This is a genomic window from Burkholderia sp. BC1, from assembly GCF_052683555.1.
Window position 1 is genome coordinate 13,489 of record NZ_JBQYLP010000024.1, and the last position, 19,195, is coordinate 32,683.

The window sequence follows — 19,195 nt, forward strand, 5'->3', positions numbered from 1 at the left end:
CATCGGCACGTTTCCCGTCACAGCGCCGTTCGGCGCGTTCATCGAAAACTCATGACGACCACTCCGCTCCATGAACTCAGTGCCGCGACGCTCGTCGACGGCTATCGCCGCAAGACGCTGTCGCCCGTCGATGTCACGCAGGCCGTGCTGGCGCGCATCGACGAATGGGAGCCGCTGATCCGCGCGACCTATGCGCTCGATCGCGACGGCGCACTCGCGATGGCGCGCGCCTCGGAAGCGCGCTGGCTGCGCGGCGAACCGGCCGGTCCGCTCGACGGCGTGCCGGTGACGATCAAGGAAAACATCGCGACGCGCGGCGTGCCGGTGCCGCTCGGCTGCGCGGCGACGGAACTGACGCCGGCTGCCGACGATTCGCCGCCGGCGGCACGGTTGCGCGAGGCGGGTGCGGTATTCGTCAGCAAGACGACGATGCCGGACTTCGGGCTGATCGGCGCCGCGGCGTCGAGCTTTCATCCGCTGACGCGCAATCCGTGGGATCCGAGCCGCAACACGGGCGGCTCGAGTTCGGGGGCCGGCGCGGCCGCGGCGGCCGGCTACGGGCCGCTGCATCTCGGTTCCGACATCGGCGGCTCGGTGCGCATTCCGGCCGCGTTCTGCGGCGTGTTCGGCTTCAAGCCGAGCTTCGGTCGCGTGCCGGTCGACCTGCCGTATCCGGGCCGCGTGACGGGGCCGCTGACGCGAACGGTGCAGGACGCGGCGCTCGCGATGCAGACGATCGCGTTGCCCGATGCGCGCGATCACATGAGCCTGCCGTATCAGCCGATCGACTGGCTGAATCTCGAGCGTGACCCGAAAGGGCTGCGCATCGGTCTGTGGATCGATCCGGGCAACGGCGTGCAGGTTGCGTCCGAGGTGCGCGCGGCGATCGAGCGTGCGGCCGCCGCGTTTGCGGCGGCGGGCGCGACGGTAGTGCCGGTGCGCCCCTGGCTCGCACGCGGCGCGCTCGAAGCGGTCGCGCGTTTCTGGGGCGCGCGGCTGCGCGGCACGCTGGCCGCGTTGCCCGCTGCGCGGCGCGAGCTGGTCGCCGCGTTCGTGCGCCGCCGCGTGGAAGTCGTTGCGGACGCAACGGGCGATACGATCTATGCGGCGTATGCGCAGATGCTCGCGCTGCGCGCGCAGACGGTCGCGGCGACAGGCGAGTTCGATTACGTGCTGTCGCCGACGTTTCCGCAGCCGCCTTTCGCGGCCGAGGCGACCCATATCGACCAGGACGGGCTGCATCCGATCGAGCAGGTCGCGTTTACGCTCGCGTTCAATCTGTCGGAGCAGCCGGCCGCGTCGATCAACTGCGGCTATACGCGCGACGGCTTGCCGATCGGGCTGCAAATCGCCGGGCGCCGCTTCGACGATCTCGGCGTGCTGCAGCTCGCGCACTGCTGGGAACAGATGGACACGGTGCGGCGCCCGTGGCCCGAGCCGGCGGCCGCACGCGCGGCGGCCTGAACGCCATGCGCGGCGTCACGCCGCGTCTCTCGCCGATGCGCGCGCGGACAGCGCCGTGTAGCGCGTCGGCGATACGCCGATGTACTCGCGAAACCCGCGGCTGAAGTTCGCGACGTCGCTGAAGCCGACCTTCGCTGCGATCTGCGTCACCGTCAGCCGGCCTTCGTCGAGCAGTCGGCACGCATGCGCGAACCGCGTGCGCTGGCATACGTCGCGAAACGTGTGTCCTTCGCTGCTCAGATAGCGGTTCAGCGTGCGCACGGTCACGTTCATCGCGGCCGCGACCTCCTCCCTCGAGAGCCGGAAATCCGTGCTCTGCGTCAGCATCATCTCGATCAGTTCCACGACGTCGCTTGCGTCCGCACGCGCGCGCGTGCGCGCTTCGCACTGCGCTTCCGCCACGCGTTTCGACAGCGCGTTCGCCATCGGCAGCGGCCGCTCGAGCAGCGACGCGGCGATCACGACCGTGACGCCCGGCGTACTGCGCGCGCCGAACCGATAGCGCGCGAGGCGGCGCCCGAGATAGCGGTGGACGTCGGCGGGCGCCTCCGTCGACAGACGGATTTCGTAGTCGTCGGTCTCCGCGCCGACGATGCCGTCGATCTGCACCTGAAACGCGACCGCGAGCGCCTCGACGAAAAAGCGCAGCGTGCGCGCCTGCATCGCGACGGTCGGCGTGTAGGTGATTTCCGCGAACCGGCCGCGGCGCACATAGCGCATCGTGACGACCGGCACGATCAGATGGTAGTAGCGCGCGGCGAGCCGCACGAGTTCCTCGAGCGTGCTGCAGCTGAGCAGCGCATAGCCGAGCGGGCCGTGCGACGTGAGCCGCGCGTCGCGCCCGGCGTCGAGCCCGAGGTGCGCGCAGCCGCTGACCGCGCTTGCCGTTTCGATCAGCCGGTCGAGCTGCGCGAGCGTGAGCGTCGCGGCCGGATCGTGCAGCGTACGCGGGTCGAACCCGCAGCGCGCGATAAATTCGCTCGGGTCGCGCATGTGTTCGGCGACGATCCGCGCAAGGCGCGCGTAGTAGCGACCAGGCAGGCGATGGACGGTAGGGCGCACGACATGTCTCCGCTATCCGGGCGCGCGATGCGCTGTCCCGATTCGATAACGCAGTGTCCCATTTCGACAACGGCAGAACAACCGGGGTTGACCATCATAGGTGGACCGGCGCACACAACGCATGCGTCGGCGCATGGCGGGCGGCGCACGCGGGGCGGCCGTGCCGCTGTCAGACACCGCGCGCGTCGCGCAGGCGTTTTCCAACCGGGAACGCCGGCGATGCGCCATCGACGGAGAAGACGGATGTTCTACGAAAACGTGGCGACCGAATGCATCGACGACGCGTCGATTCCATGGGTACCGATGTCGGACAAGCTGCCCGACGTGCTGCTGAAGTATTTCAAGCTCGACCCGACGCGCGGCGAAATCATCGTGCTGATGAAGTCGCCGGGTCACGGCCGGCTGCCGAAGCATCACCACACGGGAACGGTGATCGTCTACACGCTGCAAGGGCAGTGGAAATACATCGAGCACGACTGGGTCGCCGGCCCGGGCAGCCTCGTGTTCGAGACGGCGGCCTCGAGCCACACGCCCGAAGCGCTGCCGGGCGACGACATCGTGACGCTCAACATCGTGCAGGGCGATCTCGTCTATCTCGACGAGGAGGATCGCGTGCTGTCGATCGAAAACTGGAAGACGGCGATGCAGCGCTACCGCGCGCATTGCGAACGCAACGGCATCGTGCCGAAGGACATCTCCGCGTTCGGCGGCTGACCGGCCGACACGAACCGTCCCGCCCGCGTCGCGGCACGGCGCGCGCGGCTTGCTGACTCTCACTCGGATCGAACGACATGAAATCGAACTCTCTTCGTCTCGCCGGTAAGCGGGCGTTCATTACCGGCGCCGCGGGCGGCCTCGGCAGCGCGATCGCGAGCCGGATGGCCGAGCACGGCGCGCGCGTGTTCCTGACCGACAACGGCGACGCCGCCGCGCTCGCGCGGCTCGCGGACCGCATCAACGACGCGTGCGGCGAGCAGCTCGCCTGGAGCGCGGTGCAGGACGTACGCGACGAAGCGCGCTGGCAGGCGCTGCTCGCCGAGGCGGCCGACGCGATGGGCGGCGTGTCGGTGCTCGTGAACAATGCGGGCGTCGGCTCGCGCGGCGCGCTCGCGTCGATTGCGCAGAACGAGTGGCGCCGCGTGATGGAAGTCAACGTCGAAAGCATCATGCTCGGCTGCAAGCACGCGATGCCGTATCTGCGCGACGCGCAGCCCGCATCGATCGTCAACATCTCGTCGGTCGCCGCGTTTCGCGTGGACCCCGACCTGATCGCGTACAACACGTCGAAGGCGGCGGTCGCGATGCTGACGAAGTCGATCGCGATCGACTGCACGCGCAACCGTGTCGACGTGCGCTGCAATTCCGTGCATCCCGCCTACGTGCGCACCGGCATGGTCGCGGCCGTGTTCGAGCAGCTTGGCGACGAAGCCGCGACGCGCGAACTCACGCGTCACATCCCGATGGGCCGGCTCGGCGAACCGGACGACGTCGCGTATGCGGTGCTGTATCTCGCCTCCGACGAAAGCCGGTTCGTGACCGCGTCGGAGCTCGTCGTCGACGGCGGGCTGTGTCCGGCGTAAGCGTCGATCGTGCGGGGCGGCGCGATGCCGGCCCGTTCGTGCGGTGCCGTGCCGTGCGCGCGGCGGCCGCTTCAACGTGCGTGCGGTCGCCGCGTCGGAACGCGGCCGTCCGCCGGTTTTCTCGAAGGTGACCATGTCCTCCCGTGCAGGCAAATATGCGGACGCCGAGCTGGTGCTCGCGCCGCGGCCGCAGATCGATGCGGTCTATGCGAAGGTCGCGCGACGGCTCGTGCCGTTCCTGTTCGTCTGCTATCTGTTCAGCTTCATCGACCGCTCGAACGTCGGCTTCGCGCAGCTGCAGATGAAGTCGTCGCTCGGCTTCAGCGATGCCGCGTACGGCATCGGGGCGACGATGTTCTTCGTCGGCTATGCGCTGTTCGAGGTGCCGAGCAATCTGCTGCTGCAGCGCATCGGTGCGCGCGCGACGCTGTTCCGGATCATGGTGCTGTGGGGCGCGGCGTCCGCCGCGACGATGTTCGTGCGCACGCCGGCCCAGTTCTATCTGTTGCGCTTTCTGCTCGGCGTGTTCGAAGCGGGCTTCTTTCCCGGCATCGTGCTCTATCTGACGTACTGGTTTCCGTCGAACCGCCGCGCGCGCGTGATCGCGATGATCCTGATGGCGAGCGTCGCCGCCGGCTTCGTCACGGGCCCGGTGTCGGGCGTGATCCTGAAGTCGCTGCACGAAGCGGGCGGCCTCGAAGGCTGGCAGTGGATGTTCGTGCTCGAAGGGCTGCCGACGATGCTCGCGGCCGGCTTCGTGTTCGTGCTGCTGCCGGACCGGCCCGAGCAGGCCGCATGGCTCGACGATGCCGAGAAGGCGCTGATTCGCGCCGCGCTCGCGGAAAGCGGCGAGCCGCGCGAGCCGCGTTCGCTGCTGCGCGTGCTGTCCGATCCGCGCGCGTACTTGCTCGCGTTCGGCATTTTCGTCAACGGTTGCGCGGGCTATTTCCTCGCGTTCTGGGTGCCGACGATGATCCGCGAGCTCGGCGTGGCCGATCCGCGTGCGATCGGCCTGTACACCGTGATTCCGAACGGTTTCGGGATCGTCGCGATGCTTGTCTACGGCCGCCATTCGGATCGTCGCAACGAACAGCGCCTGCACTGGGCGCTCGCCTTTGTCGTCGCCGCGCTCGGCTTCGTCGCGCTCGGCCGCACGGTGCAGCACAGCCTGCCGTGGACGATCGCCGCGCTCGCGTTCGGCGGCTCGGCGCTCGTGTCGTCGACGCCGATCTTCTGGGCGATGGCGACGCGCTACTTTCCGAAAGGCCGCGCGGCGGCCGGCATCGCGTTCGTCAATTCGCTCGCGAGCCTGTCGGGCGCGAGCCCGGCGCTCGTCGGGCTCGTCAAGGCACATACCGGCAGCCTCGTGCCGGCGATCGACGCGATGGCGGTGATGCTGGTGGTCGCGGCGCTCGCGCTCGGCTACGGGATGCGCGATGCGCTGCCCGCGGCCGCACGCGGACCGAACGGCCCACACGGCCCGCAGCGCCGATGAGCGCGCGCGACGCGGCCGCCGGTCCGGTAGTCATTTCATCCATTGAACGGGAGCACGACATGAACGAATCCGACGTGAAGCGCAGCGTGTCCGCGCAGGAATGGCAGGCACGCGTCGATCTGGCCGCCGCGTACCGGCTGACCGCGCTGTTCGGCTGGGACGACCTCGTCTATACGCATATCTCGATGCGCATTCCGGGCACGCACGCATTCCTGCTGAACCCGTACGGGATGATGTTCGACGAGATCACGGCCTCGTCGCTCGTGAAGATCGATCTCGACGGCAACAAGCTCGCGCCGTCCGAGTACGACATCAATCCTGCGGGCTTCACGATCCACAGCGCCGTGCACGCCGCGCGCGAGGACGTGGCGTGCGTGATGCATACGCATTCGCTGAACGGCGTCGCGGTGTCGGCGCAGGCCGACGGGCTGCTGCCGATCTCGCAGCAGGCGCTGCTCGTGATGCGCTCGCTCGCGTATCACGACTACGAAGGGATCGCGGTCGAACCGGACGAGAAACCGCGGCTCGTGCGCGATCTGGGCGAGCGCAACGTGATGCTGCTGCGCAACCACGGTCTGCTGACGGTCGGCGCGAGCGCGGCCGCTGCGTTCGTCGGCATGTATTTCGCGGAAGCCGCATGTGCGATCCAGGTCCGCGCGCAGGCGGGCGGCGGCGCGCTCCGCATGATCCCGCAGCCGATCCTCGACGGGATCGCGCGACAGTCCCGCATCACCACGCGCGACATGGGCCCCGAGCAACTCGTCTGGCCGGGCCTGCTGCGCCGGCTCGATCGGCGCAATCCCGGCTACGCGAGTTGAGCGGCTGCGCCGCGAGCGCGCGATCCCGACATAACGACGAAGCTAAGGAGACACACATGCGGACAACCTCGCTGGCGCTCTGCGGCGCCACGCTCGCGCTCGCGTCGGGCGCCGCGTTGGCGGCCGACTCGTCGGTGACGCTGTACGGCATCGCCGACACGTTCATCCAGTATCTGGGCAACGGCGGCGCGCATTCGTTTGCGGAGCGCAGCGGCGGCTCGTCGACGTCGGTGTTCGGGCTGACCGGCACCGAGGATCTCGGCGGCGGCCTGCGCGTGCGCTTCGTGCTCGAGAACGGCTTCAACATCAACAACGGTTCGCTGTACCTCGACAGCACCGCGATGTTCGTCCGTCAGTCGTGGGTCGGCCTGCAGCACGATCGCTACGGCACGCTGTCGTTCGGCCGCCAGTACGGTCCGGGCTTCTATCTCGTCTATCCGACCGACCCGTTCGGACTGAACGATGCGACGTCGCTGTACTCGGGCAACATGGCGACGATCGACCGGCGCACGCTCGCGACGCAGTACGACACGGGCCGCGCGGACAACTCGATCCTCTATCAGTCGCCGGTGCTCGGCGGCTGGCGGCTGCGCGCGATGTACGCGTTCGCGTCGAGCGTCACGCAGCCGCTGCGTCGCACGAACGGCAACGAGTTCGGCGCGACGCTGAGCTATTCGGGACACGGACTGTACGCCGGCATCGGCTACGGCAACCAGCGCTCGGGCACGCTGTCGTTCCCCGGCTTGCCGGCCGCGCTCGACGTGCCGAGCGCGCAGTACTTCGGCGCGGCGCTCGGTTACCGGTGGGGCATCGTCAACTTCCAGTTTCATTACACCTACAGCCGGCCGGACGATCCGTCGCCGGGCTCGCTGACGGCCCGGCTCGACAGCGCCCACCCGTACAGCGTCGTGCAGCTCGGCGCGACGATCGCGGCGACGGTATCCGACACGATCGAAGTCGCGCTGGTGCACCGCAATGTGCGCGGCGCGCACGACAATGCGATCGGCGCGGAGCTCGGCATCGACCATTCGCTGTCGAAGCGCACGAGCGTCTATGCGCGTGCCGGCTGGATCCGCAACAACGGCAGCTCGACCGCGAGCTGGAGCGGCGTGTCGGTGTCCGCGCCGGGCGCGACGCAGGTGCTCGCCGGCGTCGGCATCACACACCGGTTCTGAGCCGCGCCGCGTGCGACACCTGCCGGCGGCGGCCGGCGACGCCAAATGCACGGTTCGGTTAAAGTCTGCGTGCAGGTAAGCGTCCCCAACCAGGAGGTGAACAATGATCACGCTGACCCTCAACGGTAGCGAGCAACACTTCGACGGCAATCCCGACATGCCGTTGCTCTGGTATCTGCGCGACGTGCTCGGTCACACGGGCACGAAGTTCGGCTGCGGCATGGCGCTCTGCGGCGCCTGTACCGTGCATCTCGACGGCGTCGCGATCCGCTCGTGCATCACGCCGGTCGCGGCGGCCGCCGGCAAGCACGTGACGACGATCGAAGGACTGTCGGCCGACGCGACGCATCCGCTGCAGCAGGCCTGGCAGGAACTGAACGTCGCGCAATGCGGCTACTGTCAGGCCGGGCAGATCATGCAGGCCGCGTCGCTGCTGAAGACGAACCCACACCCGACCGATGCCGACATCGACGACGCGATGTCCGGCAACATCTGCCGCTGCGGCACCTACACGCGCATTCGCGCAGCGATCCGGCTCGCGGTGAGCCGCGGAGGTGCCGCATGAACGGGCAGCCACTCTCCGTCTGCAACGAAAGCCGCCGCGCGCTGCTGCTCGGTTTCGCATCGGGCGGGCTGCTGCTCGCGTTCGGCGTGCCGTCGCTCGCGCGGGCGGCCGCGGGACAGCCGCCCGTCAGCGCGAATCCGCAATACGGCGGCGCAGGCATGCCGCACGGGCTGCGCGACGATCCCAATCTGTTCGTCGCGATCGCGCCGGACGGCACCGTGACCGTCACCTGCATCCGCTCGGAGATGGGGCAGGGCGTGCGCACCAGCGTCGCGCTCGTCGTCGCCGACGAACTCGGCGCGGACTGGGCGCGCGTCAAGGTCGCGCAGGCGGTCGGCGACGAAGCGCGCTACGGCAACCAGAACACCGACGGCTCGCGCAGCCTGCGCCAGAGTTTCGCGGCGCTGCGTCGCGCGGGCGCGGCCGCGCGCACGATGCTCGAACAGGCGGCGGCCGCGACATGGGGCGTCGACGTGCGGCAGGTCAAGGCGAGCGTGCATGAAGTCGTCGATACGAAGCGCGGGCGCCGGCTCGGCTACGGCGAGCTGGCCGCGAAGGCCGCCGCGCTGCCCGTGCCGGATCCGGCGACGCTCGTACTGAAGGCGCCGGCCGAGTTCCGCTATATCGGCAAGGGCGAGACCGCGCTGATCGACGGTCGCGACATCGTCGCGGGTCGCGCGCAGTACGGGATCGATACGCGGCTCGACGGGATGCTCTACGCAGTCGTTGCGCGGCCGCCCGCTTACGGCGACACGGTCGCATCGTTCGATGCGGCCGCCGCGGAGAAGCTGCCGGGCGTCGTCAAGGTCGTACCGCTCGCATCGACGCCGCTGCCGTCCAGCTTCCAGCCGCTCGGCGGCGTGGCGGTCGTCGCACGCGACACGTGGACGGCGATCCAGGCGCGCAAGCGGCTGAAGATCGACTGGAAGCGCGGGCCGAACGCCGGCTACGATTCGGCCGCGTATCGAAAGACGCTCGAAGCGGCCGCCGCGCAGCCGGGCGAGGTGATCCGCAACGACGGCGACACGGCCGCGGCGCTCGCGGGTGCCGCGAAGCGCGTGCGCGCGACCTACTACGTGCCGCATCTCGCGCACGCGACGATGGAGCCGCCGGCCGCGCTCGCACGCGTGGCCGACGGCCGCTGCGACGTGTGGACCTGCACGCAGGCGCCGCAGACCACACGCGACGAAGTCGCGAAGGCGCTCGGGCTGTCGGCGGAGCGCGTGACCGTCAACGTGACGCTGCTCGGCGGCGGCTTTGGCCGCAAGTCGAAGCCCGACTACGTCGTCGAGGCCGCGCTGCTGTCGAAGGCGGTCGGCGCGCCGGTGAAGCTCACGTTCACGCGCGAGGACGACATCGCGCACGACTATTTCCACGCAGTCTCGCTCGAAGCGTTCGACGGCGCGCTCGATGCGGCGGGCAAGGTCGTCGCGTGGCAGCACCGGACGGTCGCACCGTCGATCCAGTCGACGTTCAAGGCCGGCGTCGTGCACGAGCAGCCGGGCGAGCTCGCCCAGGGCATCGCCGATCTGCCGTTCGCGATTCCGAACGTGCGCATCGAGAATCCGGCCGCGCCCGCGCATACGCGGATCGGCTGGTTCCGGTCGGTCTACAACATTCCGCATGCGTTCGGTATCCAGAGCTTCGTCGCGGAACTCGCGCATGCCGCCGGCCGCGATCCGAAGGACTTCCTGCTCGACCTGATCGGCCCCGCGCGACGCTTCGAGCCGCATATTGCGGTGAAGAACGTCAACTACGGCGAGGATCCAGCGCTGTATCCGGTCGATACGGGGCGGCTGCGGCGCGTCGTCGAGACCGTCGCGCGCGAGGCCGGCTGGGGGCGCACGCTGCCGAAAGGACATGGCCTCGGCATCGCCGCGCATCGCAGCTTCGTGTCGTACACGGCAGTCGTGTGCGAAGTACAGGTCGGCGACGACGGCGCGATCGCGGTGCCGCGCGTCGACATCGCGATCGACTGCGGTCCGCAGGTGAATCCGGAGCGCGTGCGCTCGCAGCTCGAAGGCGCGGTCGTGATGGGGCTCGGACTCGCGCTGCACGGCGAGATCACGTTCAAGGACGGCCAGCCGGAGCAGAGCAACTTCAACGGCTTCCAGGTGCTGCGGATGAACGAGGCGCCGCGCGAGATCCGCGTGCATCTCGTCGCGCCGGACGACTATGCGACGCCGCTCGGCGGCGTCGGCGAGCCCGGCCTGCCGCCCGTGGCGCCCGCGCTGACCAACGCGATCTTTGCGGCCAGCGGCAAGCGGATCCGCAGCTTGCCGATCGCGGATCAGCTGCGCACCGGCAAGGCCGCGTGACCCGCCGTCGCGTGCCGGGCCGCATGCGGTCCGGCACGCGACGTTCGAATCGATGCGCGATCGCGTCGCGCAAGGAGAGACAGACCATGAAAGCCGTGTTGTGTACCGCGTTCGGGCCGATCGACGCCCTGCGCATCGACGACGTCGCGGTTCCGGAACCGGGCGCCGGCCAGGTACGCGTGCGCGTGAAGGCCGCGTCGCTGAACTTTCCCGATGCCCTGATCGTGCAGGGCCTGTATCAGGCGAAGCCGGCACTGCCGTTCTCGCCCGGCGCGGAATTCGCCGGCGTGATCGATGCCGTTGGCGACGGCGTGACCGACTGGCGGCCCGGCGATGCGGTCGTCGCGTTCACGGGCCACGGCGGCTTTGCCGAGCAGTGCCTCGCCGACGTGCGCCAGATCGCGGCATTGCCGCCGGGCATGACGTTCGATCAGGGCGCCGCGCTCGTGCTCGCGTACGGCACGTCGCTGCATGCGCTGCAGCAGCGTGCGCGGCTGCAAGCGGGCGAAACCCTGCTGGTGCTCGGGGCGGCCGGCGGCGTCGGGCTCGCGGCGATCGAGATCGCGAAGGCGCTCGGCGCACGCGTGATCGCGGCCGCGTCGAGCGCCGACAAGCTCGCGCTGTGCCGCGCAGCGGGCGCCGACGACACGATCGACTATGCGACCGACGATCTGCGCCGACGCGTCGACGAACTGACCGGCGGGCGCGGCGCGGACGTGGTCTACGATCCGGTGGGCGGCGCCTATACGGAAGCGGCGTTGCGTGCGACCGCGTGGCGCGGCCGCTTTCTCGTCGTCGGCTTCGCGGCCGGCGAGATCCCGAAGATCGCGCTGAATCTCGCGCTGCTGAAGGAGCGCGACATCCTCGGCGTGTTCTGGGGCGACGCCGTGCGGCGCGATCCCGCGCAGCACGCGGCGAACATGCAACAGCTCGCGCAATGGTTCGCGGCCGGCCGGATTCGGCCCGCGATTACCGAACGCGTGCCGCTCGCGGGCGCAGTGGACGCGATCGCGCGCATGGCGAACCGGCAGGTGAAGGGCAAGGTCGTGATTCTGCCCGAGGCGTGATTGGGGCGGGCGAGGCGAATGCCGTCGACGGTCGGCGCGGCGTTCGCCGGTTTTGCCCGTCTGCACGCATGGATCGTATTGATTGCGTGCGCAACTATCTCGCAATCGTATTTCCGATGTAGACGCATCGCACATCACGTCGATTCCTCGTTTCCCGCCTTTTTTACGCGACTCGGTTCGCAGTGTCTTTGGATCGGTTTCGGCCGAACATCAACTCCCGCCATTCAATCGCGCTTTTAACGCGCGACATTCCGCGTTCAAACGGAATGAATTCGCGCTTTATCACTCTTTCAGATCATGGTGCGCGATCGTACAGATTCACACAGGTCGATTCGGCACCATGGAGCCGAATTAAAGAGCGGCCGGCGATACGTCGCGACGCAAAAGGGGCGCGGTGCAGTAAATGCGCAAAAGCAATCACTGAAAAGTCAAATTACGTTAACTGATTGAATAGCGACGAACAACAAGTAATCGACGCTGGATCGTTCCGTTTGAATTGCCCGGAGAAATAGCCGTCTGCACTCGCGCTGGCGCGGAAAACGCTGCGCGCGTGCCGCTCGCCGGCGGCGCTCGGCCGTGAATCGTTGTCGGCCGTTATCGATTCGGTACTGGATAAAACCGGAAATGCGTCAATTTCGATTGAATGCGTAATGAACGATTTCGTTCGACCTCAATGAAACGGATTGTCGATATTGACTCGCATCGCCTTGCGCGATGGGGATCGATGCCCCGCTAGATGGGTTATCTAGCATTCTCAATCTGGAGAAAAACCATGCAAGAACTGAATCAGCAGGAAATCGCTCAAGTGTCCGGCGGCTACTACGGCGGCGGCTCGATTTTCGACACGCTGGGTAACGTGGTCGAGCTGTACGGCCAGACGCTGTACAACGTCGGCGAAGCGCTGACGACGGCCGTCGTCGGCACGGGCAACACGCTGCTCGGCCTGCTGACGGGCCACCACGCCTAAGCCGGACGCGTTCGTCGCGCGGTCGCGCGCATTGCGCCGCGGCCGCGCGCGTCGCCTGTCGCCGCGGTGCCCGACCGGTGCGCCGCGGCGACATCGCTGGACCTGTCGAACCGAACCGACCATTCCGATCTTGACGACTCCATCCCCCCTTTTCCGTATCGAGGCGCAGCAGGCGCAGCGTGCGAGCGCGCTCGGCGAAATCGTGCTGATCCGGCCGGTGTCGCTGAAGCTGCTGAGCATCGCGGCGGTCGCGATGGCCGTCGGCGTCGTGCTGTTCTTCGCATTCGGCACCTACACGCGCCGCACGACGGTCGCGGGCGTCGTGATGCCCGATGCGGGGCTCGTCAAGGTCTATGCGCTGCAGTCGGGCATCGTCGTCGAACGCAACGTGAAGGAAGGGCAGCGCGTGACGCGCGGTCAGACGCTCTATACGGTGTCGACCGATCTGCAGAGCGCGGCGCAGGGCGCGACGCAGGCCGCACTGATCGACCAGGCGCGGCAGCGCAAGGCCTCGCTGCTGTCCGAAATCGACAAGACACGCAGCCTTCAGCAGGACGAGCGCGACACCGTGCGCGCGAAGATCGCGAACCTGAAGGGCGAACTCGCGCGCATCGACGATCAGCTCGCCGCGCAGCGGCTGCGCACGTCGATCGCGGCCGACGGCGCGCAGCGCTATCGCCATTTGCTCGCCCAGGATTACATCTCGAAGGATCAGGCGCAGCAGCGCGAGGCCGACCTGCTCGACCAGCAGTCGAAGCTGAACGGGCTGTTTCGCGAGCGCGCGTCGACGCTGCAGTCGCTGACCGAAGCGAACAATGCGCTGGCCGGTCTCGCGCTGAAGCAGCAGAACGAACTCGCGCAGATCGATCGCAATGTGATCGACGTCGACCGCACGCTGATCGAGAGCGAAGCGAAACGGCGCATCGTCGTGACGGCGCCGGAGACCGGCGTGCTGACCGCGACGATCGCCGACGTCGGGCAGGCGGTCGACACGTCGCGCCCGCTCGCGAGCGTCGTGCCCGATGGCGCGCGCTGGCAGGCGCATCTGTTCGTGCCGAGCGCGGCGATCGGGTTCGTGCGTGTCGGCGAGCCGGTGCTGATCCGTTATCAGGCATTCCCGTATCAGAAGTTCGGCCAGTATCGCGCGACGGTCGTGTCGATCGCGCGCACCGCGCTGTCGGCGGCCGAACTCGCGAACGACGGCGGCCCGGCGGCCGTGCCGGGCGACGGGAAGGATGCGACCTACTACCGCGTGAGCGTCGCGCTGGACGCACAGCACGTGCGCGCGTACGGCGCGCCGCAGCCGCTGCAGGCCGGCATGGCGCTGCAGGCGGACATCCTGCAGGAACGGCGGCGGCTGTACGAGTGGGTGCTCGAGCCGCTGTACAGCCTGACCGGCAAACTTTGACGGAGCCGCGAATGTCCCTGCTCGATCGACTCTCGTTCGGCATCGGCCGCAAGCTGCCGATGATCCTGCAGACCGAAGCCGCCGAATGCGGGCTCGCGTGTCTCGCCATGGTGGCCGGCTATCACGGCCATCACGTTGACCTCGCGACGCTGCGTGCGCAGTTCCCGGTGTCGCTGAAGGGCGCGGGGCTCGCGCGCGTGATCGAGGTGGCGCAGCGCCTCGCGTTCGGCACGCGCGCCGTGAAGCTCGACATGGCGCAGCTTGCCCAGCTGCGCACGCCGTGCGTGCTGCACTGGAATTTCAATCACTTCGTCGTGCTGCGCGAGGTGAACGGCAAGACGGCGACGATTTACGATCCGTCGCACGGCGTGCGCAAGCTGCCGCTCGCCGACGTGTCGCGCGCATTCACCGGCGTCGCGCTCGAACTGTGGCCGAGCGCGACGTTCGCTCCGCGCGCGGCGCGCGCTGCCGTGCGGCTGCGCGATCTGCTCGGGCCCGTGTCGGGGCTGTCGCGCGCGCTCGCGCAGATCCTCGTGCTCGCGATCGCGCTCGAAGTCTTTACGCTCGTGCAGCCGTTCTTTCTGCAATGGGTGATCGACGAAGTGATCGTCAGCGCCGATCGCGATCTGCTGACCGTACTCGCACTCGGTTTCGGGCTGCTGCTGCTGATGCAGCAGGCGACGAGCGCGATTCGCGCGTGGGCGCTCATGTATGTCGGCGTCACGCTGAACGTGCAGTGGCGCGCGAACGTGTTCACGCATCTGCTCAATCTCCCGGTGCGGTATTACGAACGACGCCATCTCGGCGACATCGTGTCGCGCTTCGGCTCGGTCGACACGATCCAGCAGACGCTGACGACGTCGTTCGTCAGCGCGGTGATCGATGGGCTGATGACGGTGGTCACGCTCGCGATGATGTTCGTCTACAGCCGCACGCTCGGGCTCGTCGCGCTCGCGACGATGGCGCTGTACGCACTGATCCGCTGGCTTTGGTACGCGCCGCTGCGCCGCGCGACCGAGGATCAGATCGTGCATGCGGCCAAGCAGCAGAGTCATTTCCTCGAAACGGTGCGCGGCGTGAAGACGATCAAGCTGTTCAACCGGCAGATCGAACGGCGCGCGAGCTGGATCACGCTGCTCGTCGAGCAGGTCAACGCGGGGCTGCACGTGCAGAAGCTGCAGCTCTTCTATCAGCAGCTGAACGGCTTGCTGTTCGGCATCGAGAACCTGCTGATCGTATGGCTCGGCGCGCGCATGGTGATGGACGGCCAGTTCACGGTGGGCGTGCTGATGGCGTTCAACGCATACAAGGGGCAGTTCGACAGCCGCGTCGGCAGCCTCGTCGACAAGTATTTCGAGGTGCGCATGCTGCAGCTGCAGGGTGAGCGGCTCGCCGACATCGTATTCGCGCAGCCGGAGCCCGACGCCGCATTGCGCAGCGTGCCGGGCGAAGCCGACGCCCTCGACACGCGCATCGAGATCGACGCGCTGTCGTTCCGCTACGCGGACGGCGAGCCGCTCGTGCTCGACGGCGTCAGCGCGACGATCGCGGCCGGCGAATCGGTCGCCATCGTCGGGCCGTCGGGCTGCGGGAAGACGACGCTGATCGGCGTGCTGCTCGGCATTCACGAGCCGACCGGCGGCGCGGTGCGGATCGGCGGGCTCGACGTCGCGCGGCTCGGCATCGATCGGTTGCGCGCGCTCGTCGGCACCGTGCTGCAGGACGACGTGCTGTTCGCGGGCTCGATCGCGGACAACATCAGCTTCTTCGATCCGGAAGCCGACCCGCGCTGGATCGCCGAGTGCGCGCGGATCGCGGCCGTCCACGACGACATCGCGGCGATGCCGATGGGTTACAACACGCTCGTCGGCGACATGGGCACCGTGCTATCCGGCGGTCAGAAGCAGCGCGTGCTGCTTGCGCGCGCGCTGTACAAGCGCCCCGGCATCCTCGTGCTCGACGAAGCGACGAGCCATCTCGATCTGCAGCGCGAAATGCAGGTCAACGCGGCGATCACGCGGCTCGCGATGACGCGGATCGTCGTCGCGCATCGGCCGGAGACGATCGCGTCGGCCGATCGCGTGATCATGCTGCAGGGCGGCAAGGTCGTGCTCGACCAGTCGACGGCCGCGATGCGCGCGGCACGCTCGGCCGCGCAGCCGTCGTCGGCCGCGCCGGCCGCGCGCACCGGTGGCGCGACCGAACCGGTGGCGGGGCGATGATGACGGCGCCGCGTGTCGCCGCCATGCTGATCGCCGTCGCGTGGGCGACGGCGGCACCGCGCGCGCACGCGCAGGCGTTCGACGTCTATGCGACGCGCGCCGACGTGCCGCCCAGCCCATCCGCGCCGCTCGCGTCGGCCACGTCGTGCGACGGCGCGCAGGCGTCGGATCGGCCGCTCGCGCTCGAAGACGCGATCCTGCTCGCGATCTGCTCGCATCCGCAGCTGCGCCGCACGTGGTCCGATGCGCGCGCGGCGGCGGCCGCGGTCGGCATCGCGAAGGCCGCGTACTGGCCGACGCTGAACGCGACGGGCGGCATCGAGCGCGACGATCTGACGATGAAGTACGACGCGGGCATTACGCAGGATCAGCGCAGCACGAGCCGCTACGGGATGGTGAACCTGAGCTGGGTGCTGTTCGATTTCGGCAAGCGCGGCGCGGCGCTCGATCGCGCACGCGCGCTGCTGCGCGCCGCGAACGCCGCACATGACGATGCGCTGCAGACCGTTTTCTACGACGCCGCGCACGCGTACTACGCATTGCGTGACGCGCGCGCGGCGCTCGACGCGGCACATGCGGTCGAACGCGCGGCGCAGGAAAGCCTGAACGAGGCGAGCGCGCGGCACGACGGCGGGGCGGGCACGCTCGGCGACGCGCTGCAGGCGCAGACGACCTATCGCAAGGCGGTGCTCGACCGCGTCAGCGCGGAAGGCGACGTGCAGACCGCGCTCGGCACGCTCGCGACGACGCTCGGCGTCGATGCCGATACGCCGCTGCAGATCGCCGACGGCGAGCCGTCGCCCGATCGCGACGATTTCGCGCGCGGCGTCGCGGACCTGATCGCCGAAGCGAAGCGCCATCATCCGAAGCTGATCGCCGCGCGCGAGAAGCTCGAAGCGGCGCGCGACGAGGTGCGCGCCGTGCGCGCGCAGACGCGCCCGACGGTATCGCTGACGGGCAGCGTCGCGCGCAACAACCCGTCGTATCAGCAACAGGCCTCGCTGCTGCAACTGCGCAGCAGCCACAGCAACTCGATCGGCATCCAGATCTCGATTCCGCTGTTCGAAGGGTTCGCGTCCGGCTATCGCGTCGCGCAAGCGCAGGCGCAGGCCGATGCGCAGGCGGCCGACGTGCGCAATACCGAACTGCAGGTGTCGCTCGAGGTATGGAAGAGCTATCAGAGCCTGCAGACCGACACCGCGAACCTCGACAACTCACAGCACCTGCTCGACACCGCACTGCATTCGCTCGACATCGCACGCGGCCGCTACAAGGCCGGTGTCGGCACGTTCACCGACTTGCTCAATGCGCAGTCGGCGCTCGCCGACGCGCGCCGGCAGCGCGTGCTCGCGGTGTCGAAATGGCGCATCGCGCGACTGAAACTGGCCGAAAGCCTCGGGAGGTTGGGACTATGGAACGACGCGGGTTGAACGGCGCGCATGCCAGCGGCTGCGCGTTCCTGTTTCCGGGACAGGGCGCGTTCTACGCGAGCGCGATGCGCGAACTGGCCGGCACGCACGCGAGCGTGCGCGACGCGCTCGATACGGTCGATGCGGTCGCGCAGGCGCGACTCGGCCGGCCGTTGACCGGCGCGCTGTGGCGCGACGGTGCGGCCCCCGACGTATGGCTGCGCGACGCGCCCGATCTGCTCCAGCTCGGCATCTATGCGGCCTCGGTCGGCGTGTTCGGCGTGCTGCGTGCACACGGCGTCGCGCCCGACGTATCGATCGGGCACAGCTTCGGCGAGATCGCGGCGCTCGTATGCGGCGGCGCGTATTCGGTCGAGCAGGGCGCGCAGATCGTCTGCGACCGGATCGCGGCGTTGCAGGCGGACGCACCGGCCGACGGCGTGATGGCCGCGGTGTCCGCCGATGCCGACGCGACGCGCGCGCTGATCGACGCCGGTGCGGCCGCGGGCCGCGTCTGCATCGCGGTCGAGAACCATGCGTCGCAGACCGTCGTGTCGGGCCCGCGCGCTGCGCTCGAACGCTTCGTCGATGCGTGCGCGGCGCGCGGCGTCGCCGCGCAGCGGCTGCGCTCGCCGTATGCCTTTCACCATCCCGATCTGGCGCGCGCGCGCGAACGCTTTGCGGCGCGCCTCGCGACCTATGGCCGCGCGCCGTTCGCGCATGCGGTCCATTCGCCGATTCTCGGCCGCCGCTATCGCGACGACGACGATCTCGGCGCCTGTCTCGCGTCGCACCTGGTGATGCCGGTGCGCTTCGCGGACGCGATACGCGACGCATGCGCGCACGGCATCGTGCGCTACGTCGAATGCGGCGCGCTCAACGCGCTCGCGCGCATCGTCGTGCGCGTCGCGGGACCGGGCGCGGTCCGCACGTTCGGCGGCCCGTCGCGCGTCGACGACGAAGCGAGCGTCGTCGCAACGATCATCCGTTACTTCGAGGAGAACCGAATCATGAAAGACGACATCCGTTTCGACACGGCCGGTCATGGCTTCGACGCATTCTGGAATGCGCGCGGGCCGCTGATCGTCGACTGGCTGAAGGGCGAGCTGCGCCAGGCGTTCGACGCCGCGCATGCCGCACGGTGGACGGCTGCGCCGGCGCACGCCGAGCCGGCGTCGGCGGCGGCCGCGCCGGTCGCACCGCCGGTTACCGCGGCGCCGCTGATCGCCGCGCCGGTGATCGCGCTCGCGACGGCCGCGGAACCGGCCGCGCTGCGCGTCGCAGCGGCCGGCTCCGATGCGCCGGCTGCCGCGCCCGCGGCGCGTGCCGCGAAACCCGCGCACGTGCCGCGCGAGCGGCTGTTCGCCGAACTCGTCGACATCTATGCGGAGGCGATGGAGTACCCGGCCGAGGTGTTCTCGGAGACGATCGAGCTCGAAGCCGAGCTCGGCATCGACTCGGTCAAGCAGACCGAGATCATCCAGCGGATCATCGCGCGCTACGCGTTGCCGCCGCTGCCCGCGAACTTCCGCAGCGGCGACTTCAAGGCGATGGGGCAGATCGTCGACTTCGTCTACGAGAACCAGGGCAAGGCGCTCGGCTGAGCGGCCGGACGCGCGGTACGCGGGCCGGCCGGGACGACCCC

The 19,195-nt window shown here is 68.9% G+C and carries 15 protein-coding genes; 14 read left to right on the forward strand and 1 reads right to left on the reverse strand.

The genetic code is table 11. The features are described from left to right. Nucleotides 1-51 precede the first annotated feature (51 nt). Nucleotides 52-1,464, forward strand: a complete 1,413-nt coding sequence (locus ACSHSS_RS14040) for an amidase (protein WP_445545114.1) — start codon at nt 52-54, stop codon at nt 1,462-1,464. A 15-nt stretch (nt 1,465-1,479) separates the two neighbouring features. Here the strand turns inward: ACSHSS_RS14040 and ACSHSS_RS14045 are convergent, their stop codons facing one another. Then, a complete protein-coding gene (locus ACSHSS_RS14045) occupies nt 1,480-2,526 on the reverse strand; it encodes an AraC family transcriptional regulator (protein WP_253576628.1) in 1,047 nt (348 codons plus the stop codon). Nucleotides 2,527-2,769: 243 nt separating this feature from the next. On the opposite strand from ACSHSS_RS14045, the gene ACSHSS_RS14050 reads away from it, so the two are divergent. The 13 genes from ACSHSS_RS14050 to ACSHSS_RS14110 all read left to right on the forward strand — a co-directional run bounded on the left by ACSHSS_RS14050 (nt 2,770) and on the right by ACSHSS_RS14110 (nt 19,154). Further along, complete coding sequence (locus ACSHSS_RS14050) at nt 2,770-3,240, forward strand: 2,4'-dihydroxyacetophenone dioxygenase family protein (RefSeq protein WP_445545115.1); 471 nt, start codon at nt 2,770-2,772, stop codon at nt 3,238-3,240. Between the two features lie 77 nt (nt 3,241-3,317). Then, a complete protein-coding gene (locus ACSHSS_RS14055) occupies nt 3,318-4,106 on the forward strand; it encodes an SDR family oxidoreductase (protein ID WP_445545116.1) in 789 nt (262 codons plus the stop codon). 133 nt (nt 4,107-4,239) lie between these two features. After that, nucleotides 4,240-5,601: an MFS transporter gene (locus tag ACSHSS_RS14060; protein ID WP_445545117.1), complete on the forward strand. Its 1,362-nt coding sequence runs from the start codon at nt 4,240-4,242 to the stop codon at nt 5,599-5,601. A 59-nt stretch (nt 5,602-5,660) separates the two neighbouring features. After that, nucleotides 5,661-6,419 (forward strand): class II aldolase/adducin family protein, encoded by a 759-nt coding sequence (locus ACSHSS_RS14065; RefSeq protein ID WP_006403013.1) that lies wholly within the window; start codon nt 5,661-5,663, stop codon nt 6,417-6,419. Nucleotides 6,420-6,475: 56 nt separating this feature from the next. Continuing rightward, nucleotides 6,476-7,594, forward strand: a complete 1,119-nt coding sequence (locus ACSHSS_RS14070) for a porin (RefSeq protein ID WP_445545118.1) — start codon at nt 6,476-6,478, stop codon at nt 7,592-7,594. Nucleotides 7,595-7,697: 103 nt separating this feature from the next. Next, nucleotides 7,698-8,159 (forward strand): (2Fe-2S)-binding protein, encoded by a 462-nt coding sequence (locus tag ACSHSS_RS14075; RefSeq protein ID WP_012213640.1) that lies wholly within the window; start codon nt 7,698-7,700, stop codon nt 8,157-8,159. Next, nucleotides 8,156-10,477: a molybdopterin cofactor-binding domain-containing protein gene (locus ACSHSS_RS14080; protein ID WP_445545119.1), complete on the forward strand. Its 2,322-nt coding sequence runs from the start codon at nt 8,156-8,158 to the stop codon at nt 10,475-10,477. Before ACSHSS_RS14075 ends, ACSHSS_RS14080 begins: the two co-directional genes overlap by 4 nt. Before the next feature lie 86 nt (nt 10,478-10,563). Beyond that, nucleotides 10,564-11,544 (forward strand): NADPH:quinone oxidoreductase family protein, encoded by a 981-nt coding sequence (locus ACSHSS_RS14085; RefSeq protein WP_445545120.1) that lies wholly within the window; start codon nt 10,564-10,566, stop codon nt 11,542-11,544. Between the two features lie 772 nt (nt 11,545-12,316). Then, entirely contained in the window at nt 12,317-12,511 is a 195-nt protein-coding gene (locus tag ACSHSS_RS14090) for a hypothetical protein (protein ID WP_006403005.1), read from the forward strand. A 130-nt stretch (nt 12,512-12,641) separates the two neighbouring features. Then, nucleotides 12,642-13,919 carry an HlyD family secretion protein gene (locus ACSHSS_RS14095; protein WP_445545121.1) on the forward strand — a complete coding sequence of 426 codons (1,278 nt, stop codon included), beginning with the start codon at nt 12,642-12,644 and terminating at the stop codon, nt 13,917-13,919. A gap of 11 nt (nt 13,920-13,930) precedes the next feature. Then, a complete protein-coding gene (locus ACSHSS_RS14100) occupies nt 13,931-16,141 on the forward strand; it encodes a peptidase domain-containing ABC transporter (RefSeq protein ID WP_445545122.1) in 2,211 nt (736 codons plus the stop codon). Next, nucleotides 16,138-17,571 carry a TolC family protein gene (locus tag ACSHSS_RS14105; protein ID WP_445545123.1) on the forward strand — a complete coding sequence of 478 codons (1,434 nt, stop codon included), beginning with the start codon at nt 16,138-16,140 and terminating at the stop codon, nt 17,569-17,571. The genes ACSHSS_RS14100 and ACSHSS_RS14105 overlap by 4 nt, the downstream gene beginning before the upstream one ends. Next, entirely contained in the window at nt 17,553-19,154 is a 1,602-nt protein-coding gene (locus tag ACSHSS_RS14110) for an acyltransferase domain-containing protein (RefSeq protein WP_445545124.1), read from the forward strand. The genes ACSHSS_RS14105 and ACSHSS_RS14110 overlap by 19 nt, the downstream gene beginning before the upstream one ends. The last annotated feature ends 41 nt before the right edge of the window (nt 19,155-19,195 follow it).